Below are 17,423 nucleotides of genomic sequence, written 5' to 3' on the forward strand. Positions count from 1 at the left end.
TCCGGCCGCTCGGCGGGCGCAGCACTGGCCCTCGCGGAGATTAGTTCGGCAGCCGTCTCCAGTCAATGCGGAAGTGACCTGCGGATAGCTCACCCGAACCGGCAACCAGCTGCGGATTCGCCGGTTAAGTGAATGACGGGTAGTCGAGGCTCACGCTGTGGCCGAGCGCACTCAGCCGATCGGGGTATCCAGCATCAGGGCCGCTCCGACGCGCAGCAGCGCGTCCACGTCGCGGACCGCGCCGGTGCGCGCCATGTCGTTGGCCACCGTCAGCGCCGCCTGCACCAGGATGCGGGAGCGCACCTGGTCCAGCTCGGGCCGCGCCTCGCACAGCAGCCCGACCCACTCGGCGACGTAGGCGTGCTGGGTCTGCCGGGCCCGGTGCCGCTCGGCGTCCGGCAGGTGGTTGACCTCGCTGACCAGGATGTCGATGAAGCGCCCGTGGTCGAAGGCGAAGGTGATGTAGGAGCGCAGCAGCTCGCGCAGCGCGTCGGCGGCGGCCGGGGTGCTGGCCAGGGTGCGTTCGAGCTCGACCTCCAGCCACGCGTTGCCGCGGGTGATCACGGTGCCGAGCAGCTCCTGCTTGCTGGCGAAGTAGTTGTAGAGGCTGGGCCCGGCGATCCCGGCCGCCGCGCCGACGTCCTCGGTGGTCACCTTGGTGTAGCCGGCGTCGGAGAACAGCCGCATCGCGGCGGCCAGCAGCAACCGGCGCCGGGAGGCGCGGCCGGCGAACAGCGCCGAGCGCTGCTCGGAGTCGTCGCGGCGCTCGGCGAACCGGTGCGGGGGCTGGTTGCCGATGACCACCACCATCGCCCGCAGCAGCTGCTCGAACTCCCGCCTCGGCAGGTCGACCTGGTGGTAGGACGGGCTGGTCAGCACGCTGAAGGTGCACCAGGCGCGGAAGCGGGCGTCCTGCCCGGTCAGCTCCGGCCGGAAGGCGCGGGCCACCTCGGCCAGGCCGCTGGCCACCTCGCGCAGCTCCTTGCGCAGCGCGTCGCGCTGCTCCTCGGGCAGCTGCCGGGCCTCGCGCTGCCAGAGCACGCCCAGCTGCCGGTGCTCCAGCGCGGCCGCGGCGAGCCGCTCGACCACCTGGTCCAGGTCGGCGACCTCGGCGGTGATCTCGCTGAACGGGTGCAGCTCGTCGAGCACCACCCTGGTCAGCAGCTGCTGCTTGCCCGCGAAGTGCCGGTACAGGGCCGAGGAGCCGACGCCGACGGCCTCGGCGATGTCGCTCATGCCCACCCGCGCGTAGCCCTGGCGGTAGAACAGGTCCGCCGCGGCCGCGGTGATCAGCGCGCGCCGGTTGCGCGGGCGCGTGTTCCGGGCAGGCGGATTGGTCACCTCAGGCATCGCGTCCGTCCCTTCCCCAGCCGACCCCGAGCATACGTGCGCGGCCGGGGCCCGCTGCCGCGTACGTAGAACCCTTACCCGGCGGGTCTTTCGATCGGGCCCGTCCCGGGCGATACTCCGGCGGGCGATCCACACCGGACGATCGGGAGTCGACGCATGGCAGCAGCTTCGGAGCACGCCGACCTGATCGGCAGCGGGGTCACCGCGCTCGCGGCGCAGATCCGCGACGGCGGGCTGTCCAGCCGTGAGCTGGTCTCGGCTTGCCTGGCGCAGGCGGCGCACGACGAGCTCAACACCCACATCACCATCGCCGAGGACGCCGCCCAGCGCGCCGGGGAACTCGACCGGCAGCTCGCCGAGCGCGGGCCGGTCGGGCCGCTGCATGGAGTTCCCGTCAGCCTCAAGGACAACTACACCACCTCGGGCACCAGGACCACCGGCGGAATGGCAGTGCTGCGGGACTGGGTGCCCGACACCGATGCCGCGGTGGTGCAGCGCTTGACCGGAGCCGGTGCGCTCGTGCTCGGCAAGACCAACATGCACGAGTACAGCTTCGGCATCACCTCGGACAACCCGCACTTCGGCCCGGTGCGCAACCCGCACGACCCGGCGCGCAGCGCGGGCGGTTCCAGCGGCGGGTCCGGCGCTGCCGTCGCCGCCCGCATCGTGCCCGCCGCCATGGGCACCGACACCGGCGGCTCCGTGCGCATCCCGGCGGCGGTCTGCGGTGCGGTCGGGCTGAAGCCGACGCGCGACCGGCTGCCGCTGGAGGGCGTGCTGCGGGTGTCGGCGGGCTTCGACGTCGCCGGGCCGATCACCCGGGACGTCACCGATGCCGCGCTGCTGATGCACGTCCTCACCGGTGGCGAGACGGTGGCGCCGGGCGAGCTGCCCACCGATCCCGCGGCGCTGCGCGGTGTCCGCATCGGTGTTCCGGTCGGCGACTACTGGGCGGACAACCACCCGGAGGTCGAGCGGCTGTACCGGGCAGCCGCGCAGCGGTTCGCCGATGCCGGTGCCGAGCTGCGGGAGGTCACCGTCGAGCACGCCGAGATCGGCAGCGAGACCGGGTTCCTGATCGCCACGCCGGAGGCGGTCGTGCTGGTGGCCGAGCTGTTCCGCGAGCGCGGGCTCGGTTCGATCGAGGAGCAGCTGGGCGGTTTCGGCGCCGACGTCGCCGCGCTGCTCGGCAGCCAGGTCGGCCCGGACGCCTCTCCGGTGCCCGCGCACGCCTACCTGACCGCGGTCGAGCAGACCGTGCCCGCCATCCGCCGCGGCTACCTGACCGCGCTGTCCGATGTGGACGTTCTGCTCACGCCCACCGCTCCCGCACCGGCGATCCCGCTGGCCCAGAGCGGCCTGATGCAGCACAACGGACGTCCGGCCGACCCGTTCCCGACCTTCGTCCGCTACACCTTCGGCGTCAGCGTGATCGGGCTCCCGGCGATCTCCGTCCCGGCGGGGCTCACCGGCGACGGGCTCCCGGTGGGAGTGCAGCTCATCGGCGCCCACCACGCCGAATCGGACCTGCTGCGCCTGGCCAGGGCGTTCGAGCTCACCGCGCGATGATGGCTCACCAGCGCCAGCGGGTGGCGGCGGCGATCTCCGCCGGGTCGGCGTCGGCGTAGCGCTCGGCTTCGGCGCGGCGGACGGTCAGCATCGCGTCGTGCAGCTCCGGCCCCATCGCCTCGGCCAGCACCGCCGATTCGGCCAGGGCGTCGGCTGCTTCGGCCGCGTTCGTGGGCAGTCGGCGGATTCCGGCCGCGGTTCGGTCGTGCTCGTCCAGCGTCGCCGGGTCTCCTGCGACCTCCGCCGGCAGCCGGAGCTTTTCGCGCACACCCGCAAGACCGGCCGCGAGCACCGCTCCGACCGCGAGGTAGGGGTTCGAGGTGGCGTCGAAGCACTTCACCTCGACGTTGGCCGCCCACTCCTGGGTCCCGGTCGTCCCGGTGATCAGCCGCAACGCCGCCTCGCGCGCCTCACGACCCCACACCTGCCACACCCCGGCCCAGCGGGACGGCTCCAGGCGCAGGAAGCTCGCCGGGTTGCCCGCGCCGATGGCCAGCAGCGCGGGGAGTTCCCGCAGGATCCCGGCCAGGAACGACTCCCCCGCCGGGCGCAGCCCGTGCGGACCGCTCCCACCGGCGAACAGGTTCCCGTCCGCATCGCGCACCGACAGGTGCAGGTGCCCGCCGGAGCCAGCGCCACCGGGCACCAGGCACGGGGCGAAGCTGGCCCGCCAGCCGTGCCGCCGCGACACCACGCGCACGGTGTGCCGCACCAGAACCGCGTCGTCGGCCGCGGTGACCGGGTCGGTCGCCGCCACCGAGAGCTCGACCTGGCCGAGCGCGTACTCGGGGTGGAACTGCTGGACCTGCAGACCCTGGCCGCGCAGGGCGGCGACGAGCTCGCGCGCGTAGTCGGCGGTGGCCTCCAGCCGAATCTGGCTGTAGGCGGGGCCGTCGAAGGCCGGGACGAACTCCTCCGAGTCTGGCTGCCCCAGCGCCCATTCGTGCTCGAAAGCCGCACGGGCCGTCAGCCCGGCGGCCGCGACGTCCCGGACCTGCCGTGCGGCGAACGCCCGCTGGCAGCCGACGAACCGGCCGCCGTCCTGGGTGAACTTGTCGGCGGGCGCCCAGGCCCACCCGGGCATCGCCGCCAACCGCACCAGCCGGTCCAGGTCCGGCACCAGGCGCAGATCGCCGTCCGGCCCGCCCAGGTAGCGGCCGCGCACCATCACGTCGTCGAAGGTGAACGTCTCGAAGCAGGGCGAGGCCCCGACCCCGAACCGCGCCGCATCGGACAGCCGGTCCAGCGGCACCGCCTTGACCCGCACGTTCCCCGCGTTGTCCACAAAGGACACCTCGACCAGCTCCACGCCGTCGAGGCGCAACTGCGCGACATCGACCATCCCGGCCGGCTCGGACACCGGAATCCGATCACCCATCCCACCACGGTAGCGCCGGAACACCGCGATTTCGCGAGAACTCGACCGTCACCCGGGTGAACGTCAACATCGGAGGCCGGTGATCAGTAGGCTCGTGCCACGGAGGTCCGGGCAGCGAGATCGGAGTGGTTGGCGTGCCGGAGGTTGTCGTTCACCTGCTGTGCGGACTGAACGGCGGGGGGAAGACGACGTACGCCCGGCATCTCGCCGAGCAGTTGCCCGCCGTCCGATTCGGGCTGGATGAATGGATGCTGCGCCTCTACCCGCACCGGTACGACACCGCCGAGTACGCGATGCGAGCCGAGGTGTGCAAGGAGCTGATCTGGGAGACGGCGCTGCAGGTACTGCGCACCGGTACCGACGTGGTGCTGGACTGGAACCAGTGGAGCAGGGCACGCCGGGCGCAGTGGCGCGCACGCGCCATGGATGCAGGCTTCGCCGTGCGCCTGCACTACGTCCGGGTACCTCTGGAGACAGCTGTGGCACGCGCCGAGGCGAGGACCGCCGATGGTGAGCCCGGAGCGCACCCTCTCGATGCGGCCGCCGTACGTCACCTCGCGTCGATCTTCGAGTCGCCCGCTGTCGATGAAGGGCTACCGATGATCGTCATCGACGGCTGAGAACTGTCCGAACCTCGCTCTAGGCGGCTCCGGCACCGCAGGGCCGCCCGACCGCGGTTCTCACGAGATCGACCCACCACTCCAGGCAGCGGAGGTCGTCAGAGGCCGAGGCGCTGGCGTTCGGGAAAGTACCAGCGCATGACCTTGCGGAGGTTGTCGGAGTCGGGGCGCGCCCAGTTGCGCATCAGCTCCGCGCCGAAGGAGATCGCGGTGACCGGCCGCGCGCCGGCCGCGATCATGCGGTCGAACGCGCGCTCGTGCGCCACCGGGCTGATCCCGCCGACCGCGTCGGCCACCGGGTGGACGTCGTAGCCCGCGGCGAGCATGTCGAGGGTCGGGTAGGTCAGGCAGACCTCGGTCCAGAGCCCGGCGATGACCACCTTGCGGCGCCGCGAGCTCTCGATCGCCTCGTGGAAGTCGGGGTCCTCCCAGGCGTTGACGCCGGTGCGGTCGATCTCCTCGACGCCCGGCAGCTCGTCGCGGATCAGCTGCGCGGTGCCCTCGTTCACGCCCATGTCGACCCCGACCGTGGAGAGCACGACCGGCACTCCGTAGGCCGTGGCCAGCTTGCACACCGCGACCACGTTCAGGTCGATCTCCTCGCGGGTGCTGGAGGTGATCGTCGCGTACTGCTCGGGCTGGTAGTCGATCAGCGCGACGATGCAGTTCTCGGGCGTGAGCAGGTGGTCGGTCCGGGGATCACGTCGGGGCTCGGGCTCGGTCTTGGCCATGGCCATCTCCCTTCGGGCGCGGAGGTCACCGACTCGCACGGCCAAGAGAGGTCTACCCCGCAACGGGAGGCGCAAACGGGATTCCGCGCGGCCTGCGAGCGGATCGCGTCCCGCGTAGCGTCGTTCGGCGCACATCGCGATTGGGGGGATCTCATGTCGGAACGACCGACGATCGTGCTCGTGCACGGTTTCTGGGGAGGTGCCGCGCACTGGGCGAACGTCATCGTCGAGCTCGACCAGCGCGGGTACCGCTCGATTCGCGCGGTCGAGAATCCGCTGACGTCGCTCGCCGAGGACGCCGAGCGAACCCGCAAGATGGTCGACCAGGTGAACGGTCCCGTCGTGCTGGTGGGCCACTCCTACGGCGGTGCGGTGATCACCGAGGCCGGTGACCTCCCCGGCGTCACCGGCCTGGTCTACGTCGCCGCGTTCGCACCGGACGCCGGGGAGAGCCCGGGGCAGCTCAGCCAGGAGATGCCGCCGGAGGCGATCCAGAACCTCGACCAGGACTCGGACGGCTACCTCTGGATCAGGCAGGACAAGTTCCGCGAGAGCTTCTGCCAGGACCTGCCCGAGAACGAGGCCCTGGTCATGGCCGTCACCCAGAAGGCCCCGCTGGCCTCGACCTTCGGCGACACCGTGAGCGCCCCGGCGTGGCGGAACAAGCCCACCTGGTACCAGGTCTCGGCGAACGACCGGATGATCGCCCCGGACAACGAGCGGCGCATGGCGCAGCGGATGTCGCCGCGCCGCACCGTCGAACTCGAGACCGGCCACGCGTCCCTGGCCTCGCAGCCGGTAGCCGTGGCCGACCTGATCGAGGAGGCCGCCAAGGACGCGACCGGTTCGTGACGGCCCGCCCCAGCGCGGCGGAAGCGCGCCGGGGCGGGCGGCCGTCAGTTCTGGGCCATCAGCTGCTCGAAGGGGACGACGTCCTCGAAGGGATCGGGCCGGGAGGTCGCCGGGCGGGCGGCGATCAGGGCCGCGAACTCGGCCGCCGCGCGGTCGATGCGGTCGGCCAGCGCGGTGCCGTCGCCACCGTTGCCCCAGTCCTCCGACGCCGCGTAGACCGCCGTCGGCACCACGACCGCGCGCAGGTAGCTGAACATCGGGCGCATCGCGTGCTCCAGCGCCAGCGAGTGGCGCGGCGAGCCACCCGTGGCACCGATCAGCACCGGTTTGCCCTGCAGCGACTCGTTGTCCAGCACGTCGAAGAACGACTTGAACAAGCCGCTGTAGGAGGCCTGGAAGATCGGTGTCACCGCGATCAGCCCGTCGGCCGCCGCCACCTCGTCGAGCACCTCGCGCAGCTCGGTGCCCGGGAACCCGGTGACCAGGTTGTCGGCCACGTCCTTGGCGTGGTCGCGCAGCTCCACCACCCGGGTGCGCACCGGCAGTTCCCGCTCGGTGGCCGCCGCCAGCCGGTCGGCCAGCAACCTGGTCGACGACGGCTGGCTCAGCCCGGCCGAGACCACGACCAGCTTCCGCTCGGTCATTCCGCCACCCCTGCCTTCGCCGTGTCCTTCGCGTCCTTCTCGTTCTTCGCGGCCAGCAGGGAGGCGTGCGTCGGCGCCTCCGGGACGTGGCTGGGCCGCAGCCCTGCGAACTCCTTGCGCAGCACCGGGACGACCTCCTCGCCGAGCAGGTCCAGCTGCTCCAGCACCGTCTTCAGCGGCAGCCCGGCGTGGTCCATCAGGAACAGCTGGCGCTGGTAGTCGCCGACGTACTCGCGGAAGCCCAGCGTCCGGTCGATGACCTCCTGCGGGCTGCCCACGGTCAGCGGGGTCTGCTCGGTGAACTCCTCCAGCGACGGCCCGCCGCCGTAGACCGGCGCGTGGTCGAAGTACGGCCGGAACTCGCGCACCGCGTCCTGGGAGTTCTTGCGCATGAACACCTGGCCGCCCAGGCCGACGATCGCCTGGTCCGCCGAGCCGTGCCCGTAGTGCTCGAAGCGCCGCCGGTACAGCTCGACCATCCGCTGGGTGTGCTGCGCGGGCCAGAAGATGTTGTTGTGGAAGAAGCCGTCGCCGTAGTAGGCGGCCTGCTCGGCGATCTCCGGGCTGCGGATGGAGCCGTGCCAGACGAACGGCGGCACGTCGTCCAGCGGGCGCGGTGTGGAGGTGAAGCCCTGCAGCGGGGTGCGGAACTTGCCCTCCCAGTCCACCACGTCCTCGCGCCACAACCGGTGCAGCAGGTGGTAGTTCTCGATCGCCAGCGGGATGCCCTGGCGGATGTCCTGGCCGAACCACGGGTACACCGGGCCGGTGTTGCCGCGCCCCATCATCAGGTCCACCCGGCCGCCTGCCAGGTGCTGCAGCATCGCGAAGTCCTCGGCGATCTTCACCGGGTCGTTGGTGGTGATCAGCGTGGTCGAGGTGGACAGGATCAGCCGCTCGGTGCGGGCCGCCACGTAGCCGAGCATGGTGGTCGGCGAGGACGGCACGAAGGGCGGGTTGTGGTGCTCGCCGGTGGCGAAGACGTCCAGCCCCACCTCCTCGGCCTTCAGCGCGATCCGCACCATGGCCTTGATCCGCTCGGCCTCGGTGGGCGTGCGGCCGGTGGTCGGGTCCGCGGTGACGTCACCGACCGAGAAGATTCCGAACTGCATGTCAGCTCCCTCGCTGGCCAGATCCCGCCCCTTTAGTACGAGATTCAACTACTTCCGAGAACGATTCTTCCCTACGAGCTATTCCTGGCGCCAGCCCACCCCGCCGGGACGCACGTCACAGCCGGTGCCCGACACGCCCCCGCATGTCGGCACCGGCGGAGCCGGGGGCAGCCACCCGACCTGAGTACGATCACCTTCGTCTTTGAAGCGGCGCAGCCGCTTGGCCCACCTTCGGCGCTCGCACCGCCGCGGGTTCTCAGCGTTCACCTGGCGAGGACAGCCCGAGCGTGTATTGGGCATACATAAGTCCGGAATCCCGGAGTCCAGGCGGGCGCTGAGGTTCCGCTACCCGCACCGCCACGCAACGTGACCCCAGGAGGACCTCTAAGATGCGCGCCGTGGCTTCCCCCGATCTCTTGACCGATGCGCAGCAGGTCCTCCAGCGGGTGTTCGGCTACGACTCCTTCCGCGGCTCGCAGCAGGAGATCGTCGAGCAGGTCATCGGTGGCGGCGATGCGCTGGTGCTGATGCCCACCGGTGGCGGCAAGTCGCTGTGCTACCAGATCCCGGCGCTGGTCCGGCCGGGCGTCGGGGTCGTCGTCTCGCCGCTGATCGCGCTGATGCAGGACCAGGTGGACGCGCTCAACGAGCTCGGCGTGCAGGCCGGGTTCCTCAACTCCACCCAGACCTACGAGCAGCGCCGCCGCACCGAGCAGGCGTTCGCCTCCGGCGAGCTCGACCTGCTCTACCTCGCACCGGAACGGCTCAACCTGGACTCGACGCTGGAGCTGCTCGGCCGCGGCGAGGTCTCGCTGTTCGCCATCGACGAGGCGCACTGCGTGGCGCAGTGGGGCCACGACTTCCGGCCCGACTACCTGAACCTGTCGGTGCTGCACGAGCGCTGGCCGGAGGTGCCGCGCATCGCGCTGACCGCCACCGCCACCCCGGCGACCCGCCAGGAGATCGCCACCCGGCTGGAGCTGACCGAGGCCCGCCACTTCGTCGCCGACTTCGACCGGCCCAACATCCAGTACCGGATCGTGCCGAAGAACGACCCGCGCAAGCAGCTGCTGCAGTTCCTGCGCAGCGAGCACGCCGGGGACGCGGGCATCGTCTACCGGCTCTCCCGCGCCGAGGTGGAGCGGACCGCGGAGTTCCTGGTCGCCAACGGCATCGACGCGCTGCCCTACCACGCCGGTCTCGACAAGGAGGTCCGCGCGCGGCACCAGGCGCGGTTCCTGCGCGAGGAAGGCCTGGTGATGGTGGCGACCATCGCCTTCGGGATGGGCATCGACAAGCCCGACGTGCGCTTCGTCGCGCACCTCGACCTGCCCAAGTCCGTCGAGGGCTACTACCAGGAGACCGGCCGCGCGGGCCGCGACGGGCAGCCCTCCACCGCCTGGATGGCCTACGGCCTGCAGGACGTGGTGCAGCAGCGCAAGCTGATCGACCTCTCCGACGGCGGCGAGGCCCACCGCCGCACGCTGTCCCGGCACCTGGACTCGATGCTGGCGCTGTGCGAGACGGTGAGCTGCCGCCGCACCCAGCTGCTCGCCTACTTCGGCCAGGACACCCCGGTGGCCTGCCAGAACTGCGACACCTGCCTGAGCCCGCCGGAGTCCTGGGACGGCACGGTCGCCGCGCAGAAGCTGCTGTCGACCGTGGTCCGGCTCGACCGCGAGCGCAACCAGCGGTTCGGCGCCGGGCAGGTCATCGACATCCTGCGCGGCAAGAAGACCCCGAAGGTCGAGCAGTTCCGGCACGACTCGCTGAGCGTGTTCGGGGTCGGCGCCGACATCAGCGACAACGAGTGGCGCAGCGTGATCCGGCAGCTGCTCGCGCAGCGCCTGCTCTCCGTCGAGGGCGACTACGGCACGCTGGTGCTCACCGAATCCAGCGGCGAGGTGCTGCGCCGGGAAGATCCGCGCCAGGTCCTGCTGCGCACCGAGCCCAAGCGCGTCGCATCGGCGCCCAAGACCAAGACCGCCAAGGCCGCCCCGCAGGAGATGCCCGCCGAGGCCGAGCCGGTCTTCCAGAAGCTGCGCGCCTGGCGGCTGGCCACCGCGCGCGAAGAGGGCAAAGCGCCGTTCATCATCTTCCACGACGCGACGCTGCGGCAGATCGCCGCGGTCCGGCCCACCACGCTGGACGAGCTCGGCGGCATCAGCGGCATCGGCGAGCAGAAGCTCAACAAGTACGGCCAAGCGGTTCTGGAAGCCCTCGCCGCGGAGGAGTGATCACGGGGCCAGGTGCTCCAGGGCGAGCACCTGGGCCTCTCCGACGATGAAGCCGAGTGCGGCGCCGGTGGCGATGAGGGTGCGCTCCTCCTCGCGGAACGCCGGGCGCAGGAGTTCCTCGAACTCCTCCGCGTCGAGCTCCTTCATCTTGCCGACCAGGGTGTTTCGGATGTCCATCGCGTCGGCCGCGTAGTCCTCCACGTAGCCCATCGTCTGCGGCAGCTTGGCCATCAGCAGCTCCGAGATCCGCTGCTTGAGGTCCTGGTAGCGGCGGCCGCCGATGGCCAGCACCAGCAGCGGTTTGGCGATGCTCGCGCGGCGGCTGAGCTCGTCGTCGACCTGGCGCTGCACCAGGACCATCACCTTGTCCGACATCGGGCCGCGCAGCACCGCCTCGATGACGTTGCGCGGGGTGATGATCTCCGCCGCGATCAGCTCGCAGTAGGCCTCGGCGACCTCGTCGCGGCGCTTGTGGAACAGCCCCTGCCACTCGAAGAGCCCGAAGTAGCGCTTCGGCCGGCGCGGGTGGAAGATCATCTTGAGCGCGAGCCAGTCGGTGAACCAGCCGGTGAACAGGCCGAACAGCGGCATGATGAGCGGCACCTTGAACACCACCCAGGCCGACATCTGCACCAGGCCGATCAGCGCGCCGAACACCGCGCCGGAGCGGCGGATGAACTGGAACTCCTTGCCGCCGGCCTCCAGGAAGATCCGGTTCAGCAGCTCCTTGTCCCGGACCAGGCTGGTGACCACCATGTCCTTGAGGTCGAAGACGTTGTCCACATCGGACTTGATCTCGGCCAGCACCTCGGCGAGCAGCCGCGGCGCGTCGGCCTGCACCCGGCTGATCACCGCCCGCTGCACGCTGCGCGGCAACGACTCCCACAACCCCGGCTGGTAGGCCGAGGCGACCTCCCGGACGATCTCCTCGATGGTCTGCCGCAGCGGCTCGGAGACCTCGGCGACGATGCGCTCGGGATCCAGCCGGTCCAGCACCTCCTGCGGCCTGATCAGCTGCTGGGTCAGCGTGTCGCAGGCGACCCCGGCCATCTTCGCGGCGTGCTTGGGCACGATGCCCTGCCAGCCCAGGAACGGTCTGATCCCCTTGAACTCGACCGGGCCGAACATCATCCGGATCGCGATCACCTTGGTGACGTAGCCGATGAGCGCGGCCACCACCGGGATCGACAGGTAGATCGGCCAGTGCTCGGCGAAGTCCTGGACGATCGCGTTCATCCCACCCCCTCCGCGCACCGCTTCCAGAACCTGGCCCCCAGCGCCGATATCCGCACGCTGCGGCGCACCGGTTTGGCCGCCTTCGACGAGCGCAGCGCCTCGCGCACCCGGGAATCGGTCTGCAGCAGCTCGTACTGGTCGTCCAGGCCCGGCAGCGCCGGGCCCATCTCGACCAGGCCGAACGCGTGCAGACGGGTCAGGTAGTGCGGCACCTCCTCGGTCAGCGAGACGCCCACCGCGCGCCCCACCGTCGAGCCGTTGCGCAGCACGAACCGGGCGGTTCCGCCCACCACGCCGCGCTCGGCCACGTGCAGCACCGGGTACGCCGAGCCGTCGCCCAGCCCGGCCAGGATGCGGGCCTCGTCCGGGGTGAGGAGCCGGAGGATGCCGGAGTACAGGTCTTCGGCGGCTTCTTCACGGCCGGTCATGGCCGAGCGGTGCAGCAGCTCGGCCATCCGCTCGCGCAGGTCAGGCGGTTTCGGAGCTTCCTCGGCCGGTTCCACCGGGTCGTCCGAGGTCTCCGCAGGCCGGGAGTCCACGTCGTCGAGCCACTGGCGCACGCCGGTGGCCACGACCTGCTCCACCGTCCGGAACCCGCGCTCGGCCTCGACCCCGCCGGGCAGCTGCTTGATCAGGCCGAAGCCGATGCGCGCCGCGCCCCAACCGGTTCTCGCCGCCCAGCCGACCAGATCACCCAGCGCTTCGGACTGCGATCCGCTCGCCCGATCACCGTCCACCCCGCACCCCTCCGCTCCGCACCACCCGGACACCGGGTCGACCCGGCGCCGGGTGCCCGGAGCATAACCAGGGCACCCCGGCTAAAGCGAGCATCCGCGGAGGCGCCTCAGAAGGCGAAGCCGCCCGGCTTTCCGTTGCGGTCGGCCAGCAACCCGGCCAGGGTCGCGATGGCGATCTCGGGCGGCGTCCGGGAACCGATGTTGAGGCCGATCGGGCGGTGCACCCGGGCGATCTCGGACTCCGGGACGCCGAGCTCTCGCAGCGCGGCGACGTGCGGCCCGGCGTGACGCGGGTTGCCCATGACGCCGACCCAGCGGACATCGCGCTCGAGCACCTCGCGCAGCACCGGGCCGATCTCCGCGCGGTGGTGGTCGGTCACCACGACGTCGGTGTCCGGCCCCAGCTCCGGGACTTCGGCCACCGCGCCGTCCGCGGCGGGGTCCGGATCGACCAGCACCGTCCGGAAGCCGAGGTCCCGGCCGTACCGCAGCAGGTGCTCGGCCACCGGTGAGGCGAACACCGCGATCAGCGCGCGGTCGCCCTCGTCCACCGGCACCTCGCCGTGCGCCACCGCGCACGCAGCATCTTCGGTCATGGACCGAGGATGCCAGCCGCGGCCGGCCGGAACCACCCCCAGACTCCACTGTGGACGTCAGAGCCGGGTGGCGCGGGCCAGCCAGGCGGCGACGTCCACCAGCGATCCATCGGCGACGCCCAGCCCGTCGGCGCGCTCGCCGCGCGCGATGCCCCGGTAGCGGCGCTCCTGGACCTCCTCCAGCCGCCAGCCCGGCACGTCGAACGCCTCGCGGATCACCGACTCCGGCAGGCGCGGGCCGAAGCCGGGCTCGGTGTCCGACAGCGCGAGGACGTGCACGGTCGCACCCGGGCGGCACACCGCGTGCAGGCTGCGCACGTACTTCGCCCGGTCTTCCGGGCCGAAGACGTGGAACAGCGCGCTGTCCACCACCGTGTCGTACGGGCCGCCGTCCAGCGCCAGCGCGTCGGCGACCTCGAACCGGGCCTCGACCTGCCGCTCGGCGGCGTTGGCCCGCGCCCGCTCGAGCGCCGGGCCGGAGAAGTCCACGCCGAGCACGTCGTAGCCCAGCCCGGCCAGCAGGATCGTGTGCTCACCGGCGCCGCAGCCCGGGTCCAGCACCTTCCCGCTGATGCCGCCGGCCCGCTCCAGCTCGACGACGGCCGGCTGCGGCTCGCCGATCACCCACGGTGCCGTGCCCTCTTCGTACGCGGCGTCGAACGCCGAACGCTCAACCGAAGTCATGTTCATCCTCTCCACGAACTCCCTGGTCACAACGTGCAACTTCGACCTCGCTCGAAGTCAACACCTCGATCGCCGAGACGTGGGCGCAGTGACGTGCGCCACTCGTGTGACTGCTGGGAATTACCCGGCGCGGACTGACGTTGGTTGATAGCAACGGACTCAAGTAGATGGCGGCGGAAGCCAGCAACACCGTCGCGAGGAGGTTAGGCATGGCGACGTTCTTCGGACCAGCAGGTGGCCCGTTCGACGAGTACTTCGCGCGCTTCTTCGGGGCCGACGACGCCGCGTCCGGCTCCCGGCGCATCGACATCGGGCAGCTGCTGACCGAGCAGGCCCAGCAGCTGGTCAGCGGTGCCGCGCGCTTCGCCCGGGACCGCGGGCAAAGCGACCTGGACGCGCTGCACCTGCTGTGGTCGGCCGCGCACGAGGAGCCCACCCGCGCCCAGCTGAAGCAGGTCGGCGTCGACCCCGACGCGTTCGCGGCGGAGGTCGAGGAGCACCTGCCCGCCGCCGGTGACGCCACCGGTGACCAGCAGGTGACGCTGACCCTGGCGGCGCGCACGGTGCTCGCCGACGCGCACCGGGTCGCCCGCGCGCTCGGCTCCACCTACATCAGCCCGCTGCACGTGCTGCTGGCGATGTCGGCCAGCCCCGAGTCGGAGACCGGGCGGCTGCTCGGTTCCGCCGGTGCGGGCCCCGAGGCGCTGCGCGCCGCGACCCAGCGCCCGCAGACCGAACCCGCGCCGTCCGCCGAGGACAGCAGCACCCCGACCCTCGACCAGTACGGTCGCGACCTGACCGCGCGGGCCCGGGCCGGCGAGCTCGACCCGGTGATCGGCCGCGCCACCGAGATCGAGCAGGCCGTGGAGATCCTGTCCCGGCGCACCAAGAACAACCCGGTGCTGGTCGGCGAGGCCGGGGTCGGCAAGACCGCGATCGCCGAAGGCCTGGCGCAGCGCATCGTCGCCGGTCAGGTGCCGCAGGTGCTCGACGGCAAGCGGGTCGTGCAGCTGGACCTGTCCGGCATGCTGGCCGGGACCCGCTACCGCGGCGACTTCGAGGAGCGGATGACCAAGGTCATCGACGAGGTCTCCGAGCACCGCGACGAGCTGATCGTCTTCGTCGACGAGCTGCACACCGTGGTCGGCGCCGGTGGTGCCGAGGGCGCCATGGACGCGGGCAACATGCTCAAGCCCCGCCTGGCCCGCGGTGAACTGCACGTGATCGGGGCGACGACCCTCGACGAGTACCGCAAGCACATCGAGAAGGACCCCGCGCTGGAGCGGCGGTTCCAGCCGGTGCAGGTGCCCGAGCCGAGCGTGCCGGACACCGTGCTGATCCTGCAGGGCCTGCGCGAGAACTACGAGGAGCACCACCAGGTCCGCTACACCGAGGAGGCGGTGCAGGCCGCGGCCCGGCTGTCCGACCAGTACATCAACGACCGGTTCCTGCCGGACAAGGCGATCGACCTGATCGACCAGGCCGGGGCCCGCAAGCGGCTGGCCGCGCTGACGCCGGACGAGGCCGCGCTGCGCGACCGCATCGAGCGGCTGGAGCAGCTGAAGGACGAGGCGGTCGCCGAGGAGGACTACGAGCGCGCTTCGGCGCTGCGCGACGAGATCAACCAGGCCCGCTCCGGGCTCGGCGACGCGGCCGCCACCGGAGTTCTGGAGGTCACCGCCGAGGACATCGCCGAGATCGTGGCGCGGGCGACCGGGGTTCCGGTCAGCAGGCTGACCGCCGCGGAGAAGGAGCGGCTGCAGAACCTCGAGCAGGAGCTGCACGAACGCGTGGTCGGCCAGGACGACGCGGTGCGGGCGCTGGCCCGCGCGGTGCGGCGCTCGCGCAGCGGGCTCGGCGACCCGAAGCGCCCGGTGGGCAGCTTCCTGTTCCTCGGGCCGACGGGCGTCGGCAAGACCGAACTGGCCAAGGCGCTGGCCGAATCCCTGTTCGGCGACGAGCAGCGGATGATCCGGCTGGACATGAGCGAGTTCCAGGAGCGGCACACCGCGAGCCGCCTGGTCGGCGCCCCGCCCGGCTACGTCGGCCACGGCGAGGCCGGTGAGCTGACCGAGGCCGTGCGGCGCCACCCGTACTCGGTGGTGCTGCTCGACGAGGTCGAGAAGGCTCACCCCGACGTGTTCAACACGCTGCTGCAGGTGCTCGACGACGGCAGGCTGACCGACGGTCAGGGCCGCACCGTGGACTTCAGCAACACGGTGCTGATCATGACCAGCAACCTGGGCTCGGAGGTCATCTCCAGCCCCGGCGGCAAGATCGGCTTCACCGCGGGCGGTGCCGACCAGGCGCTGGACGAGCGGATCATGCCGCGGCTGCGCGAGGCCTTCCGGCCGGAATTCCTCAACCGCATCAACGAGATCGTGGTGTTCAAGCGGCTCGACGGCGAGCAGCTGCACACCATCACCCGGATGCTGCTGGCGCACACCGAGCGGCGGCTGGGCGAGCTGGGCGTCGACGTCGAGTTCGACCAGGCGGCGGTGGCGTGGATCTCCGAGCGCGGCTACCAGCCCGAGTTCGGCGCCCGGCCGCTGCGGCGGGCGATCGAGCGCGAGGTCGACGACCGGATCAGCGACCTGATCCTGGACGGGGAACTCGCCGAGGGCGCCCGGCTGCGGGTGTCCGCCGCCGACGGCGAGCTGACCCTGCGGGTCGACGCGCCGGTCGCGGCCTGACAGCGAGTGGAACGGGGCGGGTGCATCGCGCACCCGCCCCGTTCCGCACGTCGGAGGCCTCAGCCGGGCAGAACGGACCGGACGGCCTCGGGCGTGCGCGCGACCACCGCGGTCCCGTCATCGGCGGTGATGATCGGCCGCTGGATGAGCTTGGGGTGCTGCACCATCGCCTCGATCCACCGGTCCCGGTTCGCCGGGTCCTTCGGCCACTCCTTCAGCCCGAGCTCCTTGGCCGCCGGCTCGGCCGTGCGGACGACGTCCCAGGGCTCCAGGCCGAGCCGGTCGAGCACCGCGCCCAGCTCCGCCGCTGTCGGCGGTTCCTCCAGGTAACGGCGCACCGTGTACTCCGCACCCGCCTCGTCCAGCAGCGACACGGCCGACCGGCACTTCGAGCACGCCGGGTTGACCCAGATCTCCATTCCCACTCCCCACCTGCGCCAAGACCAACGCACCGATCCTGCCAGCCCGCGGGCACCGGGCGGGCCGATGGGCCCTTCACAGCCGCCACGATCGTTGCAATACTTGTTCAAGGAGGCGGATGTTTCCGTGGAGGTGGCCATGCTCCCGAAGGACGAACGTCGCCGCCTGAAGGAGATCGAGAACCAGCTCATGGGCGAGGACCCCAAGCTGGCCCGAAGGCTGACCGAAACCAGTTCGCTGCGCCGGTTGTGGCTGCAGCTGTCGCCGCGGTCGCTGCTGGTGCTGGTGGCGGCGGTGCTGGCGGTGCTGTGCCTGTTCCTCGGCGAGGGCGGCGGCATGTTCTTCTCGGCGGTGCTGGCCGTGCTCGTGTTCGCCTCCCGGAAGTACCAGATCCGGTTGGAATGACGGGCATTCCCGATCTCCGGGAGGGTTCGGCGCGCCGTGGTCGGCGGTGCGCGTCCACTGCGGGCACCGTCGACGCGACCGGACGCATTGCGTTGACCTGGTGCACGCGCGCCTTGTGAATTCGGAGCGATCGACCGCGCGTCGTCGTGACTTTCTGAC

The 17,423-nt window shown here is 71.4% G+C and carries 16 protein-coding genes; 6 read left to right on the forward strand and 10 right to left on the reverse strand.

What is annotated here, in order from left to right; all coding sequences use genetic code 11:
* Nucleotides 1–171 precede the first annotated feature (171 nt).
* On the reverse strand, nt 172–1,350 hold the full coding sequence (locus OU416_RS30805) for a TetR/AcrR family transcriptional regulator (protein WP_270930558.1): 1,179 nt from the start codon (nt 1,348–1,350) through the stop codon (nt 172–174).
* A gap of 156 nt (nt 1,351–1,506) precedes the next feature.
* Here OU416_RS30805 and OU416_RS30810 point away from each other — a divergent pair, with 156 nt between their 5' ends.
* Nucleotides 1,507–2,919: an amidase gene (locus OU416_RS30810; protein WP_270930559.1), complete on the forward strand. Its 1,413-nt coding sequence runs from the start codon at nt 1,507–1,509 to the stop codon at nt 2,917–2,919.
* Nucleotides 2,920–2,923: 4 nt separating this feature from the next.
* Here the strand turns inward: OU416_RS30810 and OU416_RS30815 are convergent, their stop codons facing one another.
* Entirely contained in the window at nt 2,924–4,297 is a 1,374-nt protein-coding gene (locus OU416_RS30815) for a type I glutamate--ammonia ligase (protein ID WP_270930560.1), read from the reverse strand.
* A 134-nt stretch (nt 4,298–4,431) separates the two neighbouring features.
* Between OU416_RS30815 and OU416_RS30820 the strand changes: the two genes are divergently transcribed.
* Nucleotides 4,432–4,917: an AAA family ATPase gene (locus OU416_RS30820; protein ID WP_270930561.1), complete on the forward strand. Its 486-nt coding sequence runs from the start codon at nt 4,432–4,434 to the stop codon at nt 4,915–4,917.
* 98 nt (nt 4,918–5,015) lie between these two features.
* Here the strand turns inward: OU416_RS30820 and OU416_RS30825 are convergent, their stop codons facing one another.
* Nucleotides 5,016–5,648, reverse strand: coding sequence for an isochorismatase family protein (locus OU416_RS30825; protein WP_270930562.1), 633 nt, complete (start codon nt 5,646–5,648; stop codon nt 5,016–5,018).
* A 153-nt stretch (nt 5,649–5,801) separates the two neighbouring features.
* On the opposite strand from OU416_RS30825, the gene OU416_RS30830 reads away from it, so the two are divergent.
* On the forward strand, nt 5,802–6,500 hold the full coding sequence (locus OU416_RS30830) for an alpha/beta hydrolase (protein WP_270930563.1): 699 nt from the start codon (nt 5,802–5,804) through the stop codon (nt 6,498–6,500).
* A 44-nt stretch (nt 6,501–6,544) separates the two neighbouring features.
* Here the strand turns inward: OU416_RS30830 and OU416_RS30835 are convergent, their stop codons facing one another.
* Both OU416_RS30835 and OU416_RS30840 read right to left on the reverse strand, forming a co-directional pair.
* Nucleotides 6,545–7,144 carry an FMN reductase gene (locus OU416_RS30835; protein WP_270930564.1) on the reverse strand — a complete coding sequence of 200 codons (600 nt, stop codon included), beginning with the start codon at nt 7,142–7,144 and terminating at the stop codon, nt 6,545–6,547.
* The gene (locus OU416_RS30840; RefSeq protein WP_270930565.1) at nt 7,141–8,256 is read right to left on the reverse strand and encodes an LLM class flavin-dependent oxidoreductase; all 1,116 of its coding nucleotides are present in this window, start codon (nt 8,254–8,256) and stop codon (nt 7,141–7,143) included. Before OU416_RS30840 ends, OU416_RS30835 begins: the two co-directional genes overlap by 4 nt.
* A gap of 389 nt (nt 8,257–8,645) precedes the next feature.
* Between OU416_RS30840 and recQ the strand changes: the two genes are divergently transcribed.
* Nucleotides 8,646–10,493 (forward strand): DNA helicase RecQ, encoded by a 1,848-nt coding sequence (gene recQ / locus OU416_RS30845; RefSeq protein ID WP_270930566.1) that lies wholly within the window; start codon nt 8,646–8,648, stop codon nt 10,491–10,493.
* On the opposite strand, the gene OU416_RS30850 is transcribed toward recQ, so the two are convergent.
* The 4 genes from OU416_RS30850 to OU416_RS30865 all read right to left on the reverse strand — a co-directional run bounded on the left by OU416_RS30850 (nt 10,494) and on the right by OU416_RS30865 (nt 13,746).
* A complete protein-coding gene (locus OU416_RS30850) occupies nt 10,494–11,729 on the reverse strand; it encodes a DUF445 domain-containing protein (RefSeq protein ID WP_270930567.1) in 1,236 nt (411 codons plus the stop codon). It abuts the gene before it with no gap.
* Entirely contained in the window at nt 11,726–12,466 is a 741-nt protein-coding gene (locus tag OU416_RS30855; protein ID WP_270930568.1) for an Abi-alpha family protein, read from the reverse strand. Before OU416_RS30855 ends, OU416_RS30850 begins: the two co-directional genes overlap by 4 nt.
* Before the next feature lie 107 nt (nt 12,467–12,573).
* On the reverse strand, nt 12,574–13,062 hold the full coding sequence (locus tag OU416_RS30860; protein ID WP_270930569.1) for an XdhC family protein: 489 nt from the start codon (nt 13,060–13,062) through the stop codon (nt 12,574–12,576).
* Between the two features lie 57 nt (nt 13,063–13,119).
* Entirely contained in the window at nt 13,120–13,746 is a 627-nt protein-coding gene (locus tag OU416_RS30865; protein ID WP_372907122.1) for a class I SAM-dependent methyltransferase, read from the reverse strand.
* Nucleotides 13,747–13,955: 209 nt separating this feature from the next.
* On the opposite strand from OU416_RS30865, the gene OU416_RS30870 reads away from it, so the two are divergent.
* Nucleotides 13,956–16,439 (forward strand): ATP-dependent Clp protease ATP-binding subunit, encoded by a 2,484-nt coding sequence (locus tag OU416_RS30870; protein ID WP_270930570.1) that lies wholly within the window; start codon nt 13,956–13,958, stop codon nt 16,437–16,439.
* Nucleotides 16,440–16,498: 59 nt separating this feature from the next.
* Here the strand turns inward: OU416_RS30870 and OU416_RS30875 are convergent, their stop codons facing one another.
* Nucleotides 16,499–16,858, reverse strand: coding sequence for an arsenate reductase family protein (locus tag OU416_RS30875; protein ID WP_270930571.1), 360 nt, complete (start codon nt 16,856–16,858; stop codon nt 16,499–16,501).
* A 139-nt stretch (nt 16,859–16,997) separates the two neighbouring features.
* Between OU416_RS30875 and OU416_RS30880 the strand changes: the two genes are divergently transcribed.
* Nucleotides 16,998–17,264 carry a DUF3040 domain-containing protein gene (locus OU416_RS30880; protein WP_270930572.1) on the forward strand — a complete coding sequence of 89 codons (267 nt, stop codon included), beginning with the start codon at nt 16,998–17,000 and terminating at the stop codon, nt 17,262–17,264.
* Nucleotides 17,265–17,423 lie beyond the last annotated feature (159 nt).

The organism is Saccharopolyspora indica (assembly GCF_027853965.1).
GTDB classification, from domain to species: Bacteria; Actinomycetota; Actinomycetes; order Mycobacteriales; family Pseudonocardiaceae; genus Saccharopolyspora; species Saccharopolyspora indica.

Coding starts and splice junctions, on each gene's coding strand:
- OU416_RS30880 (WP_270930572.1), top strand. CDS start 16,998: ATGCTCCCGAAGGACGAACGTCGCCGCCTGAAGGAGATCGAGAACCAG.
- OU416_RS30815 (WP_270930560.1), bottom strand. CDS start 4,297: ATGGGTGATCGGATTCCGGTGTCCGAGCCGGCCGGGATGGTCGATGTC.
- OU416_RS30865 (WP_372907122.1), bottom strand. CDS start 13,746: ATGACTTCGGTTGAGCGTTCGGCGTTCGACGCCGCGTACGAAGAGGGC.
- recQ (WP_270930566.1), top strand. CDS start 8,646: ATGCGCGCCGTGGCTTCCCCCGATCTCTTGACCGATGCGCAGCAGGTC.
- OU416_RS30825 (WP_270930562.1), bottom strand. CDS start 5,648: ATGGCCAAGACCGAGCCCGAGCCCCGACGTGATCCCCGGACCGACCAC.
- OU416_RS30875 (WP_270930571.1), bottom strand. CDS start 16,858: ATGGAGATCTGGGTCAACCCGGCGTGCTCGAAGTGCCGGTCGGCCGTG.
- OU416_RS30830 (WP_270930563.1), top strand. CDS start 5,802: ATGTCGGAACGACCGACGATCGTGCTCGTGCACGGTTTCTGGGGAGGT.
- OU416_RS30805 (WP_270930558.1), bottom strand. CDS start 1,350: ATGCCTGAGGTGACCAATCCGCCTGCCCGGAACACGCGCCCGCGCAAC.
- OU416_RS30860 (WP_270930569.1), bottom strand. CDS start 13,062: ATGACCGAAGATGCTGCGTGCGCGGTGGCGCACGGCGAGGTGCCGGTG.
- OU416_RS30850 (WP_270930567.1), bottom strand. CDS start 11,729: ATGAACGCGATCGTCCAGGACTTCGCCGAGCACTGGCCGATCTACCTG.
- OU416_RS30870 (WP_270930570.1), top strand. CDS start 13,956: ATGGCGACGTTCTTCGGACCAGCAGGTGGCCCGTTCGACGAGTACTTC.
- OU416_RS30835 (WP_270930564.1), bottom strand. CDS start 7,144: ATGACCGAGCGGAAGCTGGTCGTGGTCTCGGCCGGGCTGAGCCAGCCG.
- OU416_RS30810 (WP_270930559.1), top strand. CDS start 1,507: ATGGCAGCAGCTTCGGAGCACGCCGACCTGATCGGCAGCGGGGTCACC.
- OU416_RS30840 (WP_270930565.1), bottom strand. CDS start 8,256: ATGCAGTTCGGAATCTTCTCGGTCGGTGACGTCACCGCGGACCCGACC.